Raw genomic sequence first — 22,094 nt, forward strand, 5'->3', positions numbered from 1 at the left:
TTTAAATATTTATAATAACTAAGCTAGCTTAGAATTTTGTACTATAGACGCATTATGTGCGACATTTAAACCTTTCATCTCTTTTACTATTAATATTCCTGTTATAATTGAAGCTAATGCGTCTGATATAGGTCCAGCAAGCCACACTCCTACAAGACCTAGCCCTTTTATGTTTGGAAGTATAACTAATAAGGGAATTAATAAGATTACTTGTCTTAGCATACCTAAAAACATTGCAAGTCTTGCCTTACCTACGGCTTGAAAATAATTTGAACTAACTATTTGAAATCCTATTACTGGCAGCATAAATAAGTATATTCTTATACCCTGAGTACCTATTCTTAAAAGTTCAGGATCTTTATTAAACAATCCAATTATCTTATCTGGAAATGCTTGAATTAATATGAATCCTATAATAGCAATTATCGTGGCCACCGTAACCGCTGTCTTTAAAGTATCTTTTACTCTCTTATAGTTTCCTGCTCCATAATTAAACCCGATTATAGGCTGAGCTCCTTGGTTTAATCCAAACATAGGCATTAAAAATATAAGTGACACACTATTTATAACAGCCATAGCACCTATAGCTAAATCACCACCGTTAGCCTTTAGAGCCTTGTTTGCTGTTATTGCAACTAAACTAGCTGCAATTTGCATAGAAAAAGGTGCTATACCTATAGAAAATATATTTTTTACAACCTTTTTATCTAATTTCATGTTTTCTTTTTTTATTTTTATAGTACTTTTATTTCCGAAAAAGTAACTCAATACCCATGTAGCGGAGACTACTTGAGATATAACCGTTGCAATTGCAGCTCCCTTAATTCCCATATCAAATGTAAATATAAATATAGGATCTAATATTGTATTAAGCAAAGCTCCTATTAACATAGTTATCATAGCCATTTTAGGATTTCCTTCTGCTCTTATAAGACTATTCATAGAAAATGCCATTGAGTTGAATATAGTTCCCATAAGAATTACATCTATATACTCTTTTGCATATCCAAAGGTTTCACTACTAGATCCTAAAATCTTAAGTAATGGTCCAACAAATATAAGACCTAAAATCGTAATTGCTATACTTATTATTACATTTAAAACAAATGCGTTACCTACAATCTTTTCAGCTTCCTTGAATTTCTTTTTACCAAGCTTTATGGACATAGCTGCCCCTGAACCTATACCAACTAGCATTCCGAAAGCCATTATTATTGTGGTTATAGGTAATGTTAATCCAACTCCTGTTATAGCAATATGCCCTACATCTTTTATATGTCCTATGTAAAGTCTATCTACTATATTATAAAAAGCATTCACTAACATTCCAACAATAGCTGGAATAGAAAATTTAGCAAGTAGTTCCCCTATTGGCTCTATACCAAGCCTCTTTTGTCTGTCAAATTCCATATTATCTCTCCTTTATTAAAACCTCTTTTTGATTATCTACCATTCTTTTGAATAAATTTAAAAGAGTATTCTTTTCATCTTCAGTAAAATCCGAGGAAATAATCTTACTCCAGCTTTTTAGTATAACAAAAAATTCGTCTTCAATCCCTAAAGCTTTTTCTGTTACAAAAACCCTTCGAATTCTTTTATCCTTTAAATCTACCTCTCTTTTTATATATCCTTCTTCTTCTAACTTTTTTAAGGCTCTTGCTGTAGTTCCTTTATCCATTAAAAGATTATTACTTATACATTCTTGGCTAACCCCATTATGTTCAAAAACATAAGATAAAAATCCAAATTGTCCACTGCCTATATTAAATTTAGCAAACTCTTTTGAGTAATGCATTCCACCTAATCTATATAATATTGATATATAATGTCCTATAGTCTTGCCATAATAAACTTTATTATCTTTCCCCATAATCCCTCCTAAAAAAAATAATAGTTGCATCAGCAACTATTATCTTAATACAAAACAGTTGTTGATGCAACTATAATTTAAAACTTTTTATATTCCTAATGAAAATAAATATATTCCAAGCAAAATTATAAGTACTCCAAGAAACAATCTCAATGCATTTCCAACCTTAACTGTTTTTGCTGAACTACTCAAATGTTCTACAAATCCAACTGAAGTACCTGCTAATATTATTAGGGCACAATGTCCAAGTGAATACAATAAAAGCATTCCTATACCTAAAGTTATATTAGCCTTACCTGCAACAAAGGTTAGTATAGCTGCCAATACTGGTGTAGCGCAAGGTGAAGACATAGCCCCACCTAAAATTCCTAATACAAAAGCTCCAAAAAAGCCTTTTCTAGTGCTTGGTACTTTGCAACTATTTTGAGACCTTCCTAAATTTATAACTCCTAAAAGTTGTAATCCACTTAATATCATTATAGCAGCCAATACTATATACCAAAGCCTTCCGGCTCCAGAAAAGAATCTTCCAAGTACTGCTGATAAAATTCCTGTTAAAGTGAATGTAAATATAATACCCAAACTAAATACTAGTGAATATTTAAATGCAACCTTTTTATCTTTTACTTTATTACCTTCCATATACCCAACAATTAAAGGTACTGAAGACAATACACAAGGACTAAATGAAGATACAATTCCTGCAACAAAAGATATAACAAGTGCAATCCAAACACTATTACTAATTATATTGTTAAAATTCGAAAGAAAACTATTCATCCACAACTACCCCCATGGAGTTAAATACCTTCTCTATGTCTTCTAGTGTAAGCATGCCTTCGTATCTACCCTTTATCTTTTTATCTTTATCAAGAAAAATAAATGTAGGCATAAGTCTTACTTTATATCTTTGTGCTAAATCATTATTTTCTGGTGATTCAATATTTACCTTTTTAACTTTAACCTTATCTCCATATTTATTATTAAATTCTTCTAAAATTGGTTCCATACGCCTACATGCAGGACATGTAGGTGACCCTAGCTCTAAAAGAACTGGTATATCACTATCTTTATCATCATCTGGGTTATATCTTTCAAAAGCTATACCTTTTTCTTCACCCTGGTTTTTAATATCATTTTTCTTAGATCCCTTAGCATAATATACACCAAACAGGGCTAAAGCAATTACAATTACTATTAAAAGTTTTATCCATCTTTTCAAATTAACACTTCCTTTCATATACCCTCATATGGTATATATTAAAGTAAAGTAATTACTATGTCAATTATTTTAAAAATATGATTGTGTCTTTACATTAGAAGGTCTTTTTATTTTATTATATTAAAAAGGTTAGTAAAAATGCATTAATCCATTTTTACTAACCTTTTAATTACTTTTTACAAGAATCTCTTTCTACTAATATATATGGAAGCTCAAAATGCTTTTGGTCTAGTTCTTTTTCTTTATTATTGACAAGTTTTATAAGCATTCTCATCGCTACAGACCCCATATCATACATTGGTTGAGATATAGTTGTAAGCTTTGGATAAAATATAGATGCTAAATATAAGTCATTAAAACCTACTACATCAATATCTTCTGGAACTAATATTCCTTTTGATCTTAGTGCATTTATAGCACCCATAGCTATCTCATCTGATGCACAAAATATAGCGTCTATATTTTCCCTTTCTATGAGCCTTTCGACTCCCTCATACCCTGTTTGAGCTTTTAAGTCCCCAAAATACGCCAAGTCCTCACTAAAGCTTAATTCACTTTCATCTATAGCCTCTTTATAGCCAAAGTACCTTAAACTCCAAGCGTTTTTAACATTTTTAGGTGTACCTATGTAAGCTATGTTCTTATTTCCTTTGTCTATAAGATACTTTGTAGCATCATAAGCAGCCTGTTTATTGTCTATGGTGACACTAGGAAGATTCCCTTCCTCATCCTTACTTTCTACAAGCACTGTAGAAAGTTCTAATTCTTTTATAAGATCTAAAATCTCTGGTTCAAGAGAAGTACTCATATACAATACTCCATCTATCATTTTTTCCTTTAGAACTCTTAAGTATTCCTTTTCCTTTTCTAAATCTGAATCTGAATTACAGAGCATTACGTTATAATCATATATGTTAGCAACATCCTCTGTACCTCTTACTATCTCTGGATAAAACTGATTAGATATGTCTGGTACTAATATCCCTATAGTTTTTGTTTTTTGTGTTTTCAAGCTCCTAGCTACTATATTGGGTCTATATGCTAATTTTTTTATAGCCTCTACCACTTTCTTTTTTGTGTCCTCGTTTACTACGTCTACATCGTTTAAAACTCTTGAAACGGTAGCAATTGATACTCCCGCTTCTCGAGCTACATCCTTAATTGAAGATGCCATATCTTTTCCTCCTCTTTTATAAAAAGCTATGCTTTCTTAATATGTAATGGATTATTCATAATTAATATTTTACACATATATTTAAATTTTAAAAATAAAGTTATATACTCCATAAATGAAATTTATTATTCGTAATACTATTAGTAAGATTTCAATCCAAATAACATTTTATTGTATTTATCAATATTATACCATATATTCTTATTATCCGTATTTTTTCATTTATAATACCACTTTATGAATTAAATAATCTGCAAGAGAATTAATTCTCTTGCAGATTAATTTTAATTATTACCATATTATATAGGTTAAATTCTTAATTTTAAAATTATAGGATAAATTATTTAGTGATAATTATAAATTTATTTATCTAACTACAGCAATGTCTAACTCTTCACCATTTATATTAAATGTATTATAATTAGCCTCTTCACTATATATTACATTTTGTGATAAGGTTTCTCGCTTTATTACATCCTCAAATTTCTTTACAACTAGAAGAAGTCTTTCATTGTTAGATACATATAGGCTTATCTTGTCTGCAACTTCAAATCCGCTTTCTTTTCTAATATTTTGGATTTTACTTATTATCTCTCTTAAATGACCTTCTTCTTTTAATTCTTCTGAAATAGTAGTATCTAAAACTACACCTATTTGTTCTTCACCTGCAAATGCAAAACCTTCAAGTCCTTGCATTGTCACTAATAAATTGTTAGAATCTAAAACTATTTCTGTTTCATTTACATTTATAGTTACAGTTCCCCCACTTTGTATTGTGCCTGCAAATTCCATTTGGTTTTTTGAAGCTATTTCTTTTTTTATTCCAGGTATAAGCTTACCATAAGGCTTACCAAGTACAGGTAAATTTGGTTTCAACTCAAAATTAACATATTCAGATAAGTCAGCCCCAAATTCCACTACCTTTATATTAAGCTCATCTTTTATGATACTTCCATAATATGTGGGTAAAGATGTAGTATTTATAAGCATCTTAGATAATGGCTGCCTATTTTTTATATTAGCACCATTTCTAGCACTTCTACCTAACTTCACTATCTTATATGCCATATCCATTTCTCTTTCAAGATTTTCATCTACTAATTGCTCATTATATTCTGGCCATGAGCAAAGGTGTAGACTTTCCTTAGCATCTTTGTCAAAGCTTACCACAAGATTTTGATATATTTCTTCTGTCATAAATGGAATAAATGGAGCTGATACTTTACATACTGTTACAAGTACATTATAAAGAGTCATATATGCTCCTATTTTATCATCTGTAAGATCTTCACTCCAATATCTAGACCTATTTCTTCTTACATACCAATTAGATAATTCATCTACAAACCCTTCTATAGCTAAAGCTGCTTGAGTTATCTTGTAACCTTCAAGGTTTACATCTACAGTTTTTACTAAGGTATTTAATTTAGATATTATCCATTTATCCATTATGTTTTCTGATTTAAAGTCTTTATATTCCATTGGATTAAACTGATCTATTTCCGCATATAAAACATAAAATGAATATACATTCCATAATGTACTAAGGAACTTTCTTTGAGCTTCTGCCACATCATCCTTTGAAAATCTTGTTGGAAGCCATGGTGCACTTGCAGTATAAAAATGCCACCTTGTAGCATCTGCTCCTTGGCTTTCTATAACCTCAACAGGATCCACAACATTTCCCTTATGTTTTGACATCTTTATTCCTTTTTTATCTAGAACGTGTCCTAGTACCACACTGTTTTCAAAAGGTATTTCATCGAACACAGCTGTTGATATAGCAATAAGTGTATAAAACCATCCTCTTGTTTGATCTACAGCCTCTGATATAAATTGTGCTGGGAAATTAGCTTCAAATAATTCTTTGTTTTCAAAAGGATAATGATGTTGTGCAAAAGGCATTGATCCAGAATCAAACCAGCAATCTATAACCTCGTGAGTCCTAATCATATCTTTCCCACAGTTTTCACATTTTAAATGTACATTATCTATATAAGGTTTATGAAGTTCTATGCCTTCTGGTACGTTTATACCTTTATTTTTTAACTCCTCAATACTTCCTATACATTCTCTATTACCACATTCACATTCCCATATTGGAAGAGGTGTTCCCCAGTATCTGTCCCTTGATATTCCCCAATCAATAACATTTTCTAAGAACTTACCCATTCTGCCTGTTCTTATATTATCTGGATGCCAATGTATTTTGTTATTATTTTCTATTAACTTTTCTCTTAAAGCAGTAGTTTTTACAAACCAGCTTTCTTTGGGATAATATAAAAGTGGTGTATCACATCTCCAACAATGTGGGTAAGAGTGAGTGAACTTTTCTGATTTAAATAACATTCCGTTTTCTTTCATGTATTCAAGTATTTTAGGATCAGCCTTCTTAACGAAAATTCCCTTCCAAGGTTCAACACAATCCATAAATTTACCTTCAGTATCAACCAAATTTATAAGTGGTAAGTTATAAGCCTTACATACCATGCTGTCATCTTCACCATAAGCAGGCGCTGTATGAACTATACCTGTACCATCGGTCAATGTTACAAAATCACCATGTATTATAAAGAATGCCTTTTCTTCTGGAGTATAGAACTTAAATAACTGTTCATATTCAAGTCCTAATATTTCTTCTCCCTTAAATTCCTTCACTAATTCATATTCTATATCTCCAATTACAGAGTGTATAAGATCCTTTGCTAATATATAATATTCTTCTCCAACCTTAATCTCAGCATAATTATACTTCTTATTTATAGCAAGAGCTACATTAGAAGGTAATGTCCAAGGAGTTGTTGTCCAAGCTAATATATATTTATTTTCTTCTCCCTTAACTTTAAACTTAGTTACTGCGGTAGACTCTTTTACATCTTTATAACCCTGTGCTACTTCATGAGATGATAAGCTAGTTCCACATCTTGGGCAGTAAGGCATTACCTTGTGACCTTTATATAAAAGATCCTTTTTCCACATCTGATTTAAAGCCCACCAAACTGACTCTATATAATTATTATCATAAGTCACATAAGGGCTATCCATATCTACCCAAAACCCTATTTTCTCGGACATTTCTTTCCACATACTTGAATATGTAAAAACGCTTTCCTTACATTCTTGTATAAACTTTTCTACTCCATACTCTTCGATACCTTGTTTACCAGTTATGCCTAGTTTCTTTTCTATTTCAAGTTCTACTGGAAGACCATGCGTATCCCAGCCAGCTTTTCTTAAAACCTTATACCCCTTCATAACCTTATATCTTGGAATAAGATCTTTCATAACTCTAGTTAAAACGTGACCTATATGTGGCTTACCATTTGCTGTTGGAGGTCCATCATAAAATGTGAAATACCTTCCATCTTCATTTAAATCAAAATTCTTTTGAATAACATCTTTTTCTTTCCAAAGTTTTAGTACACTCTTTTCCATGTCAACAAAACTTTTTGTTGGATCAATCTTTTTGTACATTTTAAATCTCCTTCCTATTTTATATATCTTTTATTTTAAATTTTATTTACTAAGTTATAAGCCTTTTAAAGTTAATACAAATAAAAAAACCCCATCCAACAGGACGAAGTTAAATTCGTTATACCACCTATAAAGGTTCGGCCAATAATATAAAATCAGCCAAAGTAACTCAAGTACATAAACAGATATCCCAAATCTAAAATTTAGTGATAGCTTCTTACTCATCTATATTTATGAAGATGAGCTTTTTAACAATACTCTATCCTTTAACGCAGGCTTACGAGCAAGCTTACTTTATATTTCTGCCGCCAACTCCTAGGTGATTTTCTTTAAGCTCTTCCTATGACTTCACACCTTCCGCCACTCTCTTTAAAGATTAAACTTAAATACTTTCCCTATTCATAGTTTTTAATTACCCCTAATTATATTGTAAGTTCCATGCATTGTCAATCACAATATTGTGAATATAGAATTATAATTGATTTTATGCTATAATTTGTTACAAGTTTACAAAGATCTTAACTCATGTCCAAATATTATATAACTTATAAAATCAATATTAAAGGAGGATATTACATGTCTAATTCTTTTGGTGTCTTAAATATAATAATAATGATCTCTCTTGTCAGTCTATTTTTTATGCAATTATCCCAATACATAAAAACTAATAAAAAACATGATATCAAGACTCATAAAATACTATATTATATTCCTAATAGTGGTGCTACAAAAACTTTAAGCATGGTGTTTCCAATCCTTATTATAGTATCGTTTATAATGCCTCTTATAAATGGAGAAGTAAATATTTATAGGGTAGCATTCTCAATATTTATGCTCTTTTACTCAGTATTTATGTATATGACCTTAGATATGAACCTTGTAATAACAGCAAGTGGTATTGGTGTAAAGCCTTCCTTTTTAAACATTTATCTGCAATTTATAGATTGGAAGGATATTGTTCAATGGAACCTTAAAAAAGATAAAAAAGATAATGATGTTTTCTTTTTGCAATTTAAACATAGAGGAACTAATAGTGGCCTTGAGCGAAAAGTAAAAGACCATAAAGATGAATTAAGTAAGTTAATGTCAAAGTATGCTCCACGTAAATCCAAAATGATTAAATAATTTTTTAATTATTACTTCTAAGTTTTAAATATTACATTTTAAAACTTAGAAGTTCTTTACTTTAAAATTAAATATTTGCAACACCTTTAATATACTTTAAATTGCCTCTTCTAAAAACATATCCTTCAAACACTTCAAAGATTCAACAGTCTTAAATGAACTTAAATGTTCATCCTTTAACACCACATTATCATATGACCACTCAAAAAGACCAGGTATATAAACAGCTTTTATACCTGCCTCTACAGCTGGCATTATATCTGACTTCATAGAATTTCCAATCATCCATGTATTTTGCTTATCTAATCTTTCCTTTTTTATTATACCTTCTAAAACCTGAGCATTTTTATGAGGAGTTACAAATATTCTTTCTTCAAAATAATGGCCAATATTAACTCTCTCAACTTTCCTTTTTTGTATAATAGGATTTCCTGCAGTATATAGGTATAAATTATGACCCTGTTCTTTTAAACAATTAAGCACATCTATCATAAAAGGATAACACTCTAAATCTTTTGCATATGCGCTTTCACCTATTTCATTAATCCACTGTTCTTCCTTTTTATCTTTATTTCTTCCTGTCTTTTTTGAAAAATAACAATAAGTATCTATAAGCGACGTAGAAAAATGCGTATCAGCAAAACCTTCTCTTACAACTCTTTCAATATCTATTTCTTGTTGTTTACTCTTTATTTCCAAAAACCCTATGTTATATTCACTAAACCAATTATTCATATTACTGCAAAAGGCATCTACAGCCTTATGAAAGTATTTGTTACAATGAATAAGAGTATCATCTAAATCAAAAATAATGGTCTGTTTCACAAAAACCTCTCCTAACATAAAAATTAATAGTACATAAATTATGATACATTATATCTTTAAAAATTGCATCTATTGTAAGTTTAAATAATAGATTATAGTTTACCTAATACTACAAATTAAGATAGGCTTTATATATAATAAAGCCTATCTTAATTACATTGAATTAAAACAAAGTTACTTAAATAACCATTCCTTATTATGAGAAAGCTCCAACTGCAAATGTGATGGCTATTATTATCAATATAACTCCACCAATCCTTGTTATATTTATAAAAAAGTCACTTGGCTCTTCCTCTTTTTTACGCTCATTTTTATTACCCAGCATAAGCATTCTTTTAGGGAATATAGCCTCTAAAATCCCAATAGTTAGCATAAGTAAAAAGATAATCACCATAAAAAAACTCCTTTTTAAATTACTCCTTTCATGACTTTCTGTGTCTTTTAATACTCATTATTATTATATGGTGAATAGTAATAATTGGGCAGAATTTTCAAAAAGAATGTTATATATTTTAACTTCAGATTATTTACCCGAGTATTTTTCTAATAATACTTCTATCTTTGGTGTACACCTTCTACCACCACACGGCCCTGATCCTGCTCCTGTAGCTTTTTGAACTTCTTCTACTGTTGTAGCACCACTTTTTATTGCTTCTTTCATCTTAGACCTAGGTATGGCCTTACATAAACAAACCTTAGTTAGTTTATCCATTATTTCCTCGCTAGCATTATTCTCCATTTACAATCCTTCCTTTCACTTATAAATTATTTCTTAGATTCTTCTATCTTTTCTGATAGCTCATTTAGATATGTCCATCTATCATATTTTTCTTCAAGTTCTTTTTCTAAAAGCGACTTTTCATTTAAGACTTCTTGTAATTTAACAAAATCTGTAGATACCTTTTCTACTTGTTTATTAAGTTTATCTATCTTAACCTCAAGACTTTCAATGTATTCATCTATTTCTTGAAACTCTTTTTGTTCCTTAAACGAAAACTTTAATGGCTTTTCGCTATTTGCCTTTTTGTCTTCATATTCTCTATCCTTAGAATTAACTTCTTTAGAAGCTTTTGATTCTTCTATATAGCTTTCTTTCATACGTTCCATAAAGTCACTATAATTTCCATGATGCTGAGATATCATACCTGGTGATTCAAATGCAAATATCTTATTACATATCCTATCTAAAAAGTACCTATCATGTGATACAGTTATTATAGATCCATCAAACTTATCTAAATAATCTTCTAATATGGTTAATGTAGAAATATCTAAATCATTAGTAGGTTCGTCAAGTATTAATATGTTTGGTGATCCCATAAGTACTCGTAGTAGGTATAATCTTCTCTTTTCGCCACCAGAAAGTTTAGATATAGGTGTCCATTGCATATCTTTTGTAAATAAAAACTTTTCTAACATTTGTGATGCTGTAATCTTCCCTCCATCAGCTAAAGGTAGGTATTCAGCAACTTCTTTCATATATTCTATGACCCTCATATCCTCTTCCATATACTTATTCTCTTGAGAAAAGAATCCTATCTTCACGGTTTCTCCTATATCTAAAGTTCCACTGTCATACTCAATTTCTCCAGATATAATTTTCATTAATGTGGATTTACCTATACCGTTATCTCCAACTATTCCTATTCTGTCTTCTCTTAATAAGATATAACTAAAGTCTTTTATATAACTTATTCCTTTATAAGACTTATTTAAATCTTTCATTTCTATTATCTTTTTTCCAAGTCTGCTACTTAAAACAGAAATGTCCATTTTGTCTTCTTTTATATCTATACTTTGTTCTCCTAGCTTTTCAAACCTATCTATTCTAGCCTTTTGCTTGGTACTTCTGGCTTTTGCTCCCCTTTTTATCCAAGCAAGCTCCTTTTCATATAACTTTTCTCTTTTATTTTCACTAGAAATTTCCATGCTTTGTCTTTCTATCTTTTTTTCAAGAAATACGCTGTAATTACCAGAATAACTATATAATTTTCCTTTATCTATTTCTAAAATCCTATTAGTAACCCTATCTAAAAAGTACCTATCATGTGTTATCATTATAAGAGAGCCTCTTCTAGTATTTAAATACTGTTCAAGCCACTCTATAGTCTTATTGTCCATATGATTTGTAGGCTCATCTAAAATCAAAAGCTCACATGGTGTTATAAGTGCTGAAGCTAATGCGATTCTCTTTTTCTGTCCCCCAGATAGTGTACCGACTTTAGCATCAAAGTCTTCTATTCCTAGTTTTGTAAGAATAGTTTTAGCTTCACTTTCTAAATCCCAGGCATTTAAAGAATCTATATCAGCTTGTAATTTTATCAGTTTATTATTTAATTCATAAGTCTCACCCTGATCTTTTGACTTTTCTACAAGCTTTAAGGTGTTTTCATAGTCTCTTAAAAGTTTCATTTCAGAAGATTCCCCTTTAAATACTTGTTCTATAACCTTAGCTTCACTGTAAAACTCTGGTGATTGATGAAGATATTCTATTTTAACTTTATTCCCTTTTATTATATTACCTTCATCGGGAACTTCAATACCTGATATTATCTTTAAAAGAGTGGATTTACCTGATCCATTAACTCCAATAAGCCCTATCTTTTCACCTTGATTTATTCCTAAAGATATATTATCTAAAAGACTTTTGTCACTATAACTTTTACTTATGTTTTCTAAAGATATAAGATTCATATAAATCTCCTCTCAACTATTAAATTAAATGTTTAATATACACATTATATGATAGCATAATACTTTTTTATTTCCTAACAATTTAGCTACTTAATGCATTTAATACAATAAGGAGAGGTGAGTTACAATGTATAATCTAAATTGTCTTAGTCCTAATGATCTTATTATACTTTCTGCGGCCATATCGACTGAACTTTCGAAAGGTAAGACTGCTGATGAACTAAATGTACTAGGTAACCTTATAGTTGCTATAGGTAGCTTATTATTAACTTCTGCTGCTCAAAAGCAAAACCTCAATTCAAAAGATAAGTGACTATAAATAACAAAAGAATGTCCCACTCACTAGGACATTCTTTTGTTATTATTTATATCTTAATAATTATAATTCTAAAAGTCTTATCCATACTAAATGGTGATAATACCATTACGAACTATATTTTAAATTTATTTAATTACACCATCTTTATATTCAGGAACTATTTTTATAATATCCTTTTTTATACAATATTCTAAATCTTTATTTAGCTCTAAACTTTTTAAAACATTATAATGTGTTGCATATTTAACAAAACTATATATGTCTTTATTATTTTTATAAACGTAGTCAGCTGTTTTTGCTATATCTGATACCTCAGCACTACCTTCGTTTAATATATAATTTATCATGTACCCTGCGCAAATAAAGTCATCCATGGAAAACTGACCTTTAGTACCTGAATTTACAAAAACTACATCTCTATTCTCTTCTATAATCTTTTTTGCTACATACTTTGCATTAAGCATAGCACCTATGTATATAGACTTTGCAGAGCTACAACCTTTAATGGCTCTAGTTCCGTTTGATGTTGTAAGTATTACAATCTTACCATCTACCACTTCTTTATTATAGTCTAAAGGGGAATTAGAAAAATCAAAACCTTCTATTTTAAGAGCTTCTCTCTCTCCTCCTAAAATATAATCTTTTCTATTATGTTTTGATACTTCAAAAGCTTCTTCAACAGTTAAAACAGGAATAACCTCACTGCAACCATTCTTTAAAGCAGTAATTATAACAGATGTAGCCCTTAGTATATCAATAACTACTACTGTTTTCCCTTCTATAATCTTATCTTTTATATAATCCGCTGAAATTATTAAATCTATTTTCATCCTATATACCCTCCTTCCACATAAGAAAAGCTATCATAAATATTGTGGCATCTTTAAAGCTTCTTATATCATATCCAGTATCTTTATATATCTTATCTAATCTATATATCAAAGTATTTCTATGTATATATAATTTTTTTGCTGCATCACTTATGTTTAAATCTGATTTTATAAATTCTTCTACAGTATTTAGCATCTCACTATCAAAGCTTTCAAATTTATCTTTAAACCTTTTTATAAATTCATGTTTTAATGAATCTGATATATTATAAACTACCTTTTCAAAATCCATGTTGCTAAAATCATAAATTTCACCCTTTATTCCAAACTTCTTCCCAATTATAATAGCATCTTTAGCTGATTTATAGCCTTCTAATATATCTTTTAATTCATACTTAATACTAGAATAACTTATATAGCATCTACAATAAAGATTTGATATTATAGCTTCTCTTATACTTTCAGCATGTTCTTTTATATCTTCAAAAATACCTATCAATACTATAGTTTCACCAAATATTAAAGATGCAATATCATCTTCGATATACATTTGCCTTATTATATTAAGGGCCTCATATTTACTACCCTCTACACTTATTACCATCAGATTAAATCCTTTTAAAAGAAAAGGAAAGTGTCTTTCAACTCTTTCCTCTAAAAAAGGCTTGCCCTCTAAAACGTCACTTAAAACTTGATCTCTTATAGAAAATAACTCGCTATACTTATTTTCTATATAGTATTTTAATAAGGGTGTGCACATTTCATATCTTTTACTAACCATTAATGTAGCCTTTTGTCTTCCAAGTTCAATAACAGTTTCTACTAAGTCTTTATCTGATGAACTATATTCCTTTTCATATATAACCTTTCCATCCATCCAGGTTAACATAAAAGGTATTGATGAATTTAAACTTAATTCTTTAAGAAAGGTTTGAAAGTTGTACATCTATTAAAGGCCTCCTAAATTATAGTATAGTAATTTCACTTTCTTTATCAAATATATGAATCTTATCCTCATCTAAAGCAATTCTTATAACTTCATCTAATTTAACCTTAGAACTTCCATTAACTCTTGCAACAAAATTTGACCTTTCTTTAGATAAGTATATATATGTTTCAGCTCCCATAAGTTCTGTAACTTCTACCTTAGCATTTATTATAGCATCTTTGTGCAAACTTATAAAATCTTCGCTGTCATCTAAGTCTTCTGGTCTAATACCTAAAATAACTTCTTTGCCTACATATCCTTTTTCTTTTAAAAACGTAGCCTTATCTTTTGGTAGTAATATCTTATCTTCTTCAAAGGAAGCAAATACATCTCCGTCCTCTTCAAAAAGCTTAGAATCTATTAAGTTCATCTGTGGACTTCCTATGAATCCTGCAACAAATACATTTTTGGGATGGTCATAAATGTTTTGAGGACTATCCACTTGTTGTATCAGCCCCTCTTTCATAACTACAATCCTAGTTCCCATAGTCATCGCTTCTGTCTGATCATGAGTTACATATACAAATGTAGTTTGTAATCTCTTGTGAAGCTTTGATATTTCAGTTCTCATTTGAACTCTAAGCTTTGCATCAAGATTTGATAGAGGCTCATCCATTAAGAATACCTTAGGTTCCCTAACAATAGCTCTTCCAAGTGCAACTCTTTGTCTTTGACCTCCTGATAATGCCTTTGGTTTTCTTTCTAACAAATGTTCTATATCTAAAACTCTAGCTGCTTCTCTTACCTTTTTTTCTATTAAATCCTTGTCCATCTTTCTTAGTTTAAGCCCAAAAGCCATGTTATCATATACGGTCATATGTGGATATAGTGCATAGTTTTGAAAAACCATAGCTATATCCCTATCTTTAGGGGCTACATCGTTTACTATCTTATCTCCTATGTATAACTCCCCTTTAGATATTTCTTCAAGCCCTGCTATCATTCTTAGTGTAGTTGATTTACCACAACCTGATGGTCCTACAAATACTATAAATTCTTTATCTTCTATTTCTAAGTTAAAATCCTTTACTGCTGTAACATCTCCTGGATACACCTTATATATATTTTTCAATGATAAATTAGCCATATTTAATCCCTCCAAATAAATCTTATTAACTATATCTTAACTTCTAATACAGATTAAATCTATTTGCAAAAGTACCAAATCTATTGAAGTGTATTTGTAGAATAATACAACCCTTGATATATATCTTCTCTTTCAAGATAAGCATCTATAGAATTAAGTATCTCCCATTTTTTTAAACTCCACATAGGCCCCACTAATAAGTCACGTGGTGAATCTCCTGTTAACCTATGTATTACCACTGATTCTGGTAATATCGCTATAGACTCTGATACAAGCCTTACGTATTGTTCCATATTAAGAAATTCCAATCCCCCACTTTCATAAAGCTTTAAAAGCTCAGTATCCTTCATAAGGTGCAAAAGATGAAACTTTATACCTTGTATATCTAATGCAGATATATATCTTATTGTGTTTAACATGTCTTCTTCTGTTTCACTCGGTAATCCAAATATAGTATGAACGACTACATCTATACCCTTTTCACGAAGTCTTTTTATAGCACCTTCGAAAACCTCAAGATTATATCCTCTATTTATTCTTTTTGCTGTTTCATCTTTACTTGTCTGTAACCCAAGCTCTACCCATAAATAAGTTTCTTTACTCATTTCTTCTAAAAGAGAAATCACATCATCATCTAAGCAGTCTGGCCTTGTAGCAATAGCAAGCCCTACTACACCCTCTTCCTTTAGAGCTTCTTTATACTTATTTCTTAATATATCTATAGGTGCATAAGTATTAGTATATGCTTGAAAATATGCTATATACTTACCCTTAGCCCACTTTTTATTCATAATAGCCTTAACGTCTTCAAATTGATTTGATATGGAAAGTCGTCTATCACCTGCAAAGTCTCCAGATCCTCTTTCACTGCAAAATATGCATCCACCAGAGCTTATCTTTCCATCTCTGTTTGGGCAAGAAAACCCACCATCTATAGAAATCTTAAAAACCTTTTCTCCAAATTTATTTCTTAAAAAACAATTCAAATTATTGTACCTTTTACCAGCCCAATTTTTTTGCATATGTCCCCCTTAATTTTTTGAAATATATATTGTTCACAATATTAGACTTTAATAAACTTATTAAATAAAACCCATATACTTTATCTACTAATTTCCACTTAAAATTATATCACATTTTAATAAGTTTCATATCCTTAAACTCTATCTTCCATCTTCCTTGTTTTTCTCTATCTTTACTTTCTTTTGCTGACACATCAAATATCATTCCATCTTTATCAAAAGAATAAAAGGTAACATTAAACCCTTCTATTGGAAATTCCTTTTCTAAATCTATGTCTAATAAGTTTCCTTTATCTACATTATACACCCTTACACCTGTACCCTTATCTTTTACCTCATATTGTGTCATAAAATACTTTTCATCTAAAGAAAAACATAAATTTTTAATCATAGTGTCTTTTAAAATATCTAGAGAAAGTATCTCTTTCCCAACAGGTATTTCACGTACCTTAACCTTATTAGAATCCTTATTTCCTCCATTTCCCCCATCTGTTTGCTCACTTGAATTTTCTCCTTGCACCATAAGACTATCATCTAATTTTACAATTGAAATAAATGAATCTTTATCATAAGTCGTAATAGCAACCCTATCCCCAGAAAAAGAAAAAGCTATTGTTCCAAAATTAGTCTTTGGTACAGATATCTTTATCATATTTCCTTTATCATTTTTAGAAAATCCATATTGAGGTATCCCTGATTTATCTATTAATAAATTAGTTTTAACATTCTCTTTATTTCTTATTCTAATTTCATCATCTTCATAAAATGCTTCTTTTTCTGTTATAACATTTATATCAGATATCTTATATTCATCTGTGTCTTCTTTAATTACCTTTATATTATAGCTGTCTAAATTAGCTCTAGAATCTACATTAGATACTCTACTAACTTTAGCTTTTATAACCAACGACTCCTTTAATTCATTAGAATCCTCAAGACTATATCCAGATATATTTATATCAGGAGATATAAACTCTAAAGATTTATCCCGCATCTTTTCAACAGATAGTTTTTTTGCAGTATTTATATCGCCTTTACTTATAGCCTCCAAATAATTTTTTACTGTTTGTGTTGCAATCTTACTATTGAATTTATCCTCTTGTTTTTCATTGGATTCTTTCTTAATATCACTGCCTTTGCAACTTATAATAATTGCTGACATCAACATTACTAATATAAAATACAATGTTCTTTTCACAATACCACCTCTATTTCATAGCCTTTTGTATAATTTATCTTTCCCTCTTTTCAAAAATTAAATCTTCAATGTTAGAATTATAAGCATTTTAAATAAATTTCTATATATATTTATATAGAAAACATTATTAAGGATGGGAGAACCTTGAAAAAAGAATTAAGAGAAGTCTATCAAATAGCCACAGTTTTTATAGGTACTATAGTAGGAGCTGGTCTAGCTTCTGGGAAAGAAATAACTCAATTTTTCACATCTTACGGATATAAAAGTTTTATGGGTATATTAATTTGTGGTATTGTGTATATTTTTATAGGGTCACTTATATCTGACATAAGTTTAAAATATAATTTAAAATCTTATAATGACCTTATTCGAACAGTAAGTCCTGGCTTTTTAGGTATGGTAACAGATATAGTAACAGGATTTTTTCTACTAAGTGGAAGTTCTATAATACTTGCTGGAAGTGGAGCTCTTATACATCAATATTTTGGAATTTCTAACTGGATAGGAACTATTCTTATGGTTATCTTATCTATACTTATATTGTTAAAAGATACCGATGGCCTAATCAAAATAAATTCATTTATAGTTCCTTCATTAGTTACTGTTATAGTTATAACTTTTTTACTTTACATTTTGTTTTATTCAAATTATAAAACCATTGTATACGATCTAAAAATGGTTTCGTTTGAAAAAAGGCCTTGGATTATATCTTGTTTGCTTTATTGTGGATTTAACCTTTTAAGTTGTAGTGGTGTCCTTGTGCCTTTAAGTAGAGAAATTAAAAATAAATCTAGTATGAGAAGAGGAATACTCCTAGGATCTATTGTTCTTACTGTACTGTGTTTATTTTTAAATATTATGCTTATGCTTAACAAACCATATATATATCAATATGAAATACCCCTTTTATATATAGCCAATAGATTTGGTAAGCCACTCCAAATTATGATTCTCATAATAATTTGGTTTGAAATGTTCTCAACAGAAGTTTCAAATATATATAGTATATCTAAAACCTTAGAACAAAAATTCAATATACCCTTTAATAATTGTATCTTTCTTGTAATGCTTATAGCAATTCCTATATCTAAAATAGGATTTTCAAAATTAATAACAATTCTTTATCCTGCTTTTGGAGTAATAAGTCTTATATTTATAGGGCAGCTTATTTATTTTAGTATAAAACCCATTAAGCTTAAAAAATATTAGTAAAATAATCTTATAAAGATATACTTTAAAAATGGTATAATATTTATATATATAATTTAATAAGGTGGTTTTACTTATGTTATCGATGTTAAATGAATGTAAACTATGCCCTAGGGAGTGTAGTGTAAATAGATTAAATGGTGAACTTGGATTTTGTAAATCTAGTGATAAAGTTATTATTTCAAGAGCAGCCCTTCATCTTTTTGAAGAACCTTGTATTTCAGGAACTAAAGGTTCTGGCACAGTGTTTTTTTCTAATTGCAATTTAAATTGTGTATTTTGTCAAAATTACTGCATAAGTCAAGAGGGTTTAGGTATGGAAGTTTCTATAGAAAGATTGTCTAATATATTTCTAGAACTTCAAGAAAAGGGTGCGAGTAACATAAACTTAGTCACTCCAACTCACTATGTACCACAAATAATAGAATCATTAATCTTAGCTAAATCTAAAGGGCTATCTATTCCTATACTTTATAACTCTAACGGATATGATAGCCTAGACACTATAAATGCTTTAAATGGGTATATAGATGTATATCTTCCTGACTTAAAATATTTTAATTCTAAGTATTCATTAAGATATTCAAAATCAAAGGATTATTTTGAAAAAGCCTCTATTGCTATTAAAGAAATGTACAATCAAGTAGGAAAGATTAAATTTTACGAAAGTGGTTTAGTGCAAAAAGGTGTTATAATTAGACATTTAATGCTTCCAGGGCTTTTATTTGATTCTAAAAAGATTATAGATTTTATTTATAAGTCCTTTAAAGATGATGTATACATAAGTATTATGAATCAATATACACCTATGTTTAAAGCATCAGATTATGAGGAAATAAACAAGCCCCTAAAGACTTCACACTATGACGCCCTCATAAACTATGCTCTAGATTTAGGGGTTACTAATGCCTTTATTCAAGACTCTGGATCAGATTCTAAAGAATTTATTCCAGATTTTAAAAGCTTTATAGGCCTTTAATACTTTAAACATCAATTTTAATAATTAAAAAGCAAAAAAGGTACATGGATTAATTCATGTACCTTTTGGCTCTTTTTGTATATAATATAAACCTTATATATTATACTTTTCTAGGTCTTTTCCAAAGTTTTCAGTTATTATCTTAAAGTTAGATATGTTTCCTATAAGATTTTGAAGCTCTTCAGTATAATTTAATACACTAGCACTTACTTCTTCTGAAGAAGCTGAGTTTTCTTCTGCTATAGCTGCTAAAGTTTCAATAGTATTATAAAGATTTGCTATAGACTCTGCTTCATTATTTAGTTCATTAATAGTTTTTATCATAGACTTTGAAACAATTTGTATAGACTTCGTTGCCTCATAGCTTATGTCTTTTACTTCTCCTAAACTTTTTGATTCATTTTCTAATATATAATATTGTCCATCGATATTATCTACAAGAAGTTTTATATCATCTACAAATTCATCTAAGTTAACATTTATTTCTTTTACTGCTCCCTTAGATTGTTCTGCTAGCTTTCTTATAGATTCTGCAACCACTGCAAATCCTCTTCCTTGCTCACCAGCTCTTGCAGCTTCAATAGAAGCATTAAGTGCTAGTAAATTCGTTTGTTCAGCTATACCTGAAACTATAGATACAATGCTTGTTATATCCTTTGCCTTAGTTTGTAGTTTGTCTCCTTTGTCTTTAACATCTAAAAAGCTTTTTAAAGACTGAAGAATTTTACTGCTAGTATTTTCTATATTGCTATAGCTGTTATTAATCTTTTCTAATGCCTTTTCAAGTTCTAATTTATTATTATTTTCATTATCAACTATAGTCTTTAATGATTCTATATCTTCATTTAACTTTAGGGCAGCATCTTCTGTATTTTCTGCCTGTGACACAGCTCCATTTGCTACTTGCTCCACTACTTGACTTATTTCTTCTGATGTATGACTCATGGCATCAGATATCTTATTTATACTTTCAACGAAGGTATTCATTTCATCTGTTATACCCTTAAACTGTGTAAGATCAGCTTTCATACCCTTCTTGTAACCTTTTATAAGTCCAAATATATCTTCAAAAAAGTCATTAGTAACTATATTGCTTTCATAATTATACGTTCCTGATGCTATTTTCTTTAATTCTTCCTCAATCATAGTCTTTGGCATATTAAGCAAGGTCACACCAACACCTGTAAATATTCCTGACAATAGACCTAAAATCAAAGCCTTAAAGCTAACCCCGACTAAAGGAAGTGCCACTAAAGTAGTTGTAATAAATGTGAATATTCCAGCTTTAACTGAAAGGTTTTTAATAAAACCAAAAGATAACAAGTTATTCCAAAAGTATTTCTTTTTATAATATATATTTTTTGGAAATATCATTTTTAATTTTAATGAATTGCTTGTCCTTTCAATCTCTTCATATTTAACATCTTCTTTAAAAAATTCATTACATCCCTCAGTAAGACCTAAAAAATAGTCAAACATTCCTCTTTCTGATTTATAAAAAAATATAGCTTCTCTTTGTGATATAGGCTCTATGGTTACCAATGGTGGCTTAGCCCCTTTAAACTTTTTAGTCATTACTACATGAATATCAAACAAAGACTTTAAGAATGAATACATGTTTTCTTGCTGGAAAAATGCGGGATAGTCTCTGTAAAAAGCCTTTAAGTTATCTTTTCCGATTATCCGCCAAAGTTCTTTAACTTCTAGGTTATTATTTACAGCTATATTAGATATCACCTTTTTAATATCATTATCATCAACATTTTCTATAGGTGTAAAAATTTTAGTAGCGGACCATCCGGAATCCTCCATGGCCTTATCTACTGTAGTATTGCCATAAAGTCTTCTGCAAGTTTTCATCCAAGTTGATACTACCGTTCCCTTCACCTTTATACTCCCTTTCTTATGTAAACTTAGTTTAAGTATGTTTATTAATCTGTATTTTTATTTTAACTCATATTTGTTATAAAGTATAATCTTTATTTATTATATTTCCTATCATTAAATATTTTCTATTCTTCTTAAATAAGAATAGAATCCCTTTATCAAGTGATTCTTAGACTCAGGTGGAGTTTGCT

At 29.6% G+C, this 22,094-nt stretch carries 20 protein-coding genes; 4 read left to right on the forward strand and 16 right to left on the reverse strand.

All coding sequences use genetic code 11. The features are described 5' to 3' along the window. Positions 1-18: 18 nt before the first annotated feature. The 6 genes from BV55_RS0104295 to ileS form a co-directional block, all read right to left on the reverse strand. Complete coding sequence (locus tag BV55_RS0104295; protein WP_029451554.1) at positions 19-1,410, reverse strand: MATE family efflux transporter; 1,392 nt, start codon at positions 1,408-1,410, stop codon at positions 19-21. Position 1,411: 1 nt separating this feature from the next. Continuing rightward, positions 1,412-1,870 carry a MarR family winged helix-turn-helix transcriptional regulator gene (locus BV55_RS0104300; RefSeq protein WP_029451555.1) on the reverse strand — a complete coding sequence of 153 codons (459 nt, stop codon included), beginning with the start codon at positions 1,868-1,870 and terminating at the stop codon, positions 1,412-1,414. An 87-nt stretch (positions 1,871-1,957) separates the two neighbouring features. Then, complete coding sequence (locus BV55_RS0104305) at positions 1,958-2,650, reverse strand: cytochrome c biogenesis CcdA family protein (RefSeq protein ID WP_029451557.1); 693 nt, start codon at positions 2,648-2,650, stop codon at positions 1,958-1,960. Further along, on the reverse strand, positions 2,643-3,092 hold the full coding sequence (locus BV55_RS15040) for a thioredoxin family protein (RefSeq protein ID WP_198023188.1): 450 nt from the start codon (positions 3,090-3,092) through the stop codon (positions 2,643-2,645). The genes BV55_RS0104305 and BV55_RS15040 overlap by 8 nt, the downstream gene beginning before the upstream one ends. Before the next feature lie 169 nt (positions 3,093-3,261). After that, on the reverse strand, positions 3,262-4,266 hold the full coding sequence (locus BV55_RS0104315) for a LacI family DNA-binding transcriptional regulator (RefSeq protein ID WP_029451559.1): 1,005 nt from the start codon (positions 4,264-4,266) through the stop codon (positions 3,262-3,264). Positions 4,267-4,632: 366 nt separating this feature from the next. Continuing rightward, a complete protein-coding gene (gene ileS, locus BV55_RS0104320) occupies positions 4,633-7,740 on the reverse strand; it encodes an isoleucine--tRNA ligase (RefSeq protein ID WP_029451560.1) in 3,108 nt (1,035 codons plus the stop codon). 576 nt (positions 7,741-8,316) lie between these two features. On the opposite strand from ileS, the gene BV55_RS0104325 reads away from it, so the two are divergent. Beyond that, positions 8,317-8,865: a hypothetical protein gene (locus BV55_RS0104325; RefSeq protein ID WP_029451562.1), complete on the forward strand. Its 549-nt coding sequence runs from the start codon at positions 8,317-8,319 to the stop codon at positions 8,863-8,865. A 96-nt stretch (positions 8,866-8,961) separates the two neighbouring features. Here BV55_RS0104325 and BV55_RS0104330 read toward each other — a convergent pair whose 3' ends face one another. From BV55_RS0104330 to BV55_RS0104345, 4 genes are all read right to left on the reverse strand, one after another. Continuing rightward, a complete protein-coding gene (locus BV55_RS0104330; protein ID WP_051652391.1) occupies positions 8,962-9,690 on the reverse strand; it encodes an HAD family hydrolase in 729 nt (242 codons plus the stop codon). 196 nt (positions 9,691-9,886) lie between these two features. Further along, positions 9,887-10,084: a DUF6199 family natural product biosynthesis protein gene (locus BV55_RS0104335; RefSeq protein WP_029451564.1), complete on the reverse strand. Its 198-nt coding sequence runs from the start codon at positions 10,082-10,084 to the stop codon at positions 9,887-9,889. 129 nt (positions 10,085-10,213) lie between these two features. After that, positions 10,214-10,429 carry a (2Fe-2S)-binding protein gene (locus BV55_RS0104340; RefSeq protein WP_029451566.1) on the reverse strand — a complete coding sequence of 72 codons (216 nt, stop codon included), beginning with the start codon at positions 10,427-10,429 and terminating at the stop codon, positions 10,214-10,216. Positions 10,430-10,455: 26 nt separating this feature from the next. Beyond that, the gene (locus tag BV55_RS0104345) at positions 10,456-12,384 is read right to left on the reverse strand and encodes an ABC-F family ATP-binding cassette domain-containing protein (RefSeq protein WP_029451567.1); all 1,929 of its coding nucleotides are present in this window, start codon (positions 12,382-12,384) and stop codon (positions 10,456-10,458) included. A gap of 127 nt (positions 12,385-12,511) precedes the next feature. On the opposite strand from BV55_RS0104345, the gene BV55_RS0104350 reads away from it, so the two are divergent. Then, a complete protein-coding gene (locus BV55_RS0104350) occupies positions 12,512-12,697 on the forward strand; it encodes a hypothetical protein (RefSeq protein WP_029451568.1) in 186 nt (61 codons plus the stop codon). Between the two features lie 131 nt (positions 12,698-12,828). Here the strand turns inward: BV55_RS0104350 and BV55_RS0104355 are convergent, their stop codons facing one another. From BV55_RS0104355 to BV55_RS0104375, 5 genes are all read right to left on the reverse strand, one after another. Further along, entirely contained in the window at positions 12,829-13,533 is a 705-nt protein-coding gene (locus tag BV55_RS0104355; protein WP_029451569.1) for a 2-phosphosulfolactate phosphatase family protein, read from the reverse strand. Between the two features lies 1 nt (position 13,534). After that, a complete protein-coding gene (locus BV55_RS0104360) occupies positions 13,535-14,479 on the reverse strand; it encodes a PucR family transcriptional regulator (protein ID WP_029451570.1) in 945 nt (314 codons plus the stop codon). Between the two features lie 19 nt (positions 14,480-14,498). Beyond that, entirely contained in the window at positions 14,499-15,608 is a 1,110-nt protein-coding gene (locus tag BV55_RS0104365; RefSeq protein ID WP_029451572.1) for an ABC transporter ATP-binding protein, read from the reverse strand. 80 nt (positions 15,609-15,688) lie between these two features. Next, on the reverse strand, positions 15,689-16,630 hold the full coding sequence (gene mnmL, locus BV55_RS0104370) for a tRNA modification radical SAM protein MnmL/YtqA (RefSeq protein WP_029451574.1): 942 nt from the start codon (positions 16,628-16,630) through the stop codon (positions 15,689-15,691). Positions 16,631-16,739: 109 nt separating this feature from the next. After that, complete coding sequence (locus BV55_RS0104375; RefSeq protein ID WP_029451576.1) at positions 16,740-17,828, reverse strand: hypothetical protein; 1,089 nt, start codon at positions 17,826-17,828, stop codon at positions 16,740-16,742. Positions 17,829-17,972: 144 nt separating this feature from the next. On the opposite strand from BV55_RS0104375, the gene BV55_RS0104380 reads away from it, so the two are divergent. After that, positions 17,973-19,037, forward strand: coding sequence for a YkvI family membrane protein (locus tag BV55_RS0104380; RefSeq protein WP_029451577.1), 1,065 nt, complete (start codon positions 17,973-17,975; stop codon positions 19,035-19,037). A gap of 76 nt (positions 19,038-19,113) precedes the next feature. Then, positions 19,114-20,016 (forward strand): radical SAM protein, encoded by a 903-nt coding sequence (locus BV55_RS0104385; protein ID WP_029451578.1) that lies wholly within the window; start codon positions 19,114-19,116, stop codon positions 20,014-20,016. A 93-nt stretch (positions 20,017-20,109) separates the two neighbouring features. Here the strand turns inward: BV55_RS0104385 and BV55_RS0104390 are convergent, their stop codons facing one another. After that, the gene (locus tag BV55_RS0104390; RefSeq protein WP_029451580.1) at positions 20,110-21,903 is read right to left on the reverse strand and encodes a heme NO-binding domain-containing protein; all 1,794 of its coding nucleotides are present in this window, start codon (positions 21,901-21,903) and stop codon (positions 20,110-20,112) included. Positions 21,904-22,094: the final 191 nt, after the last annotated feature.

Source organism: Clostridium algidicarnis (assembly GCF_000703125.1).
Classification (GTDB): domain Bacteria; phylum Bacillota; class Clostridia; order Clostridiales; family Clostridiaceae; genus Clostridium_L; species Clostridium_L algidicarnis.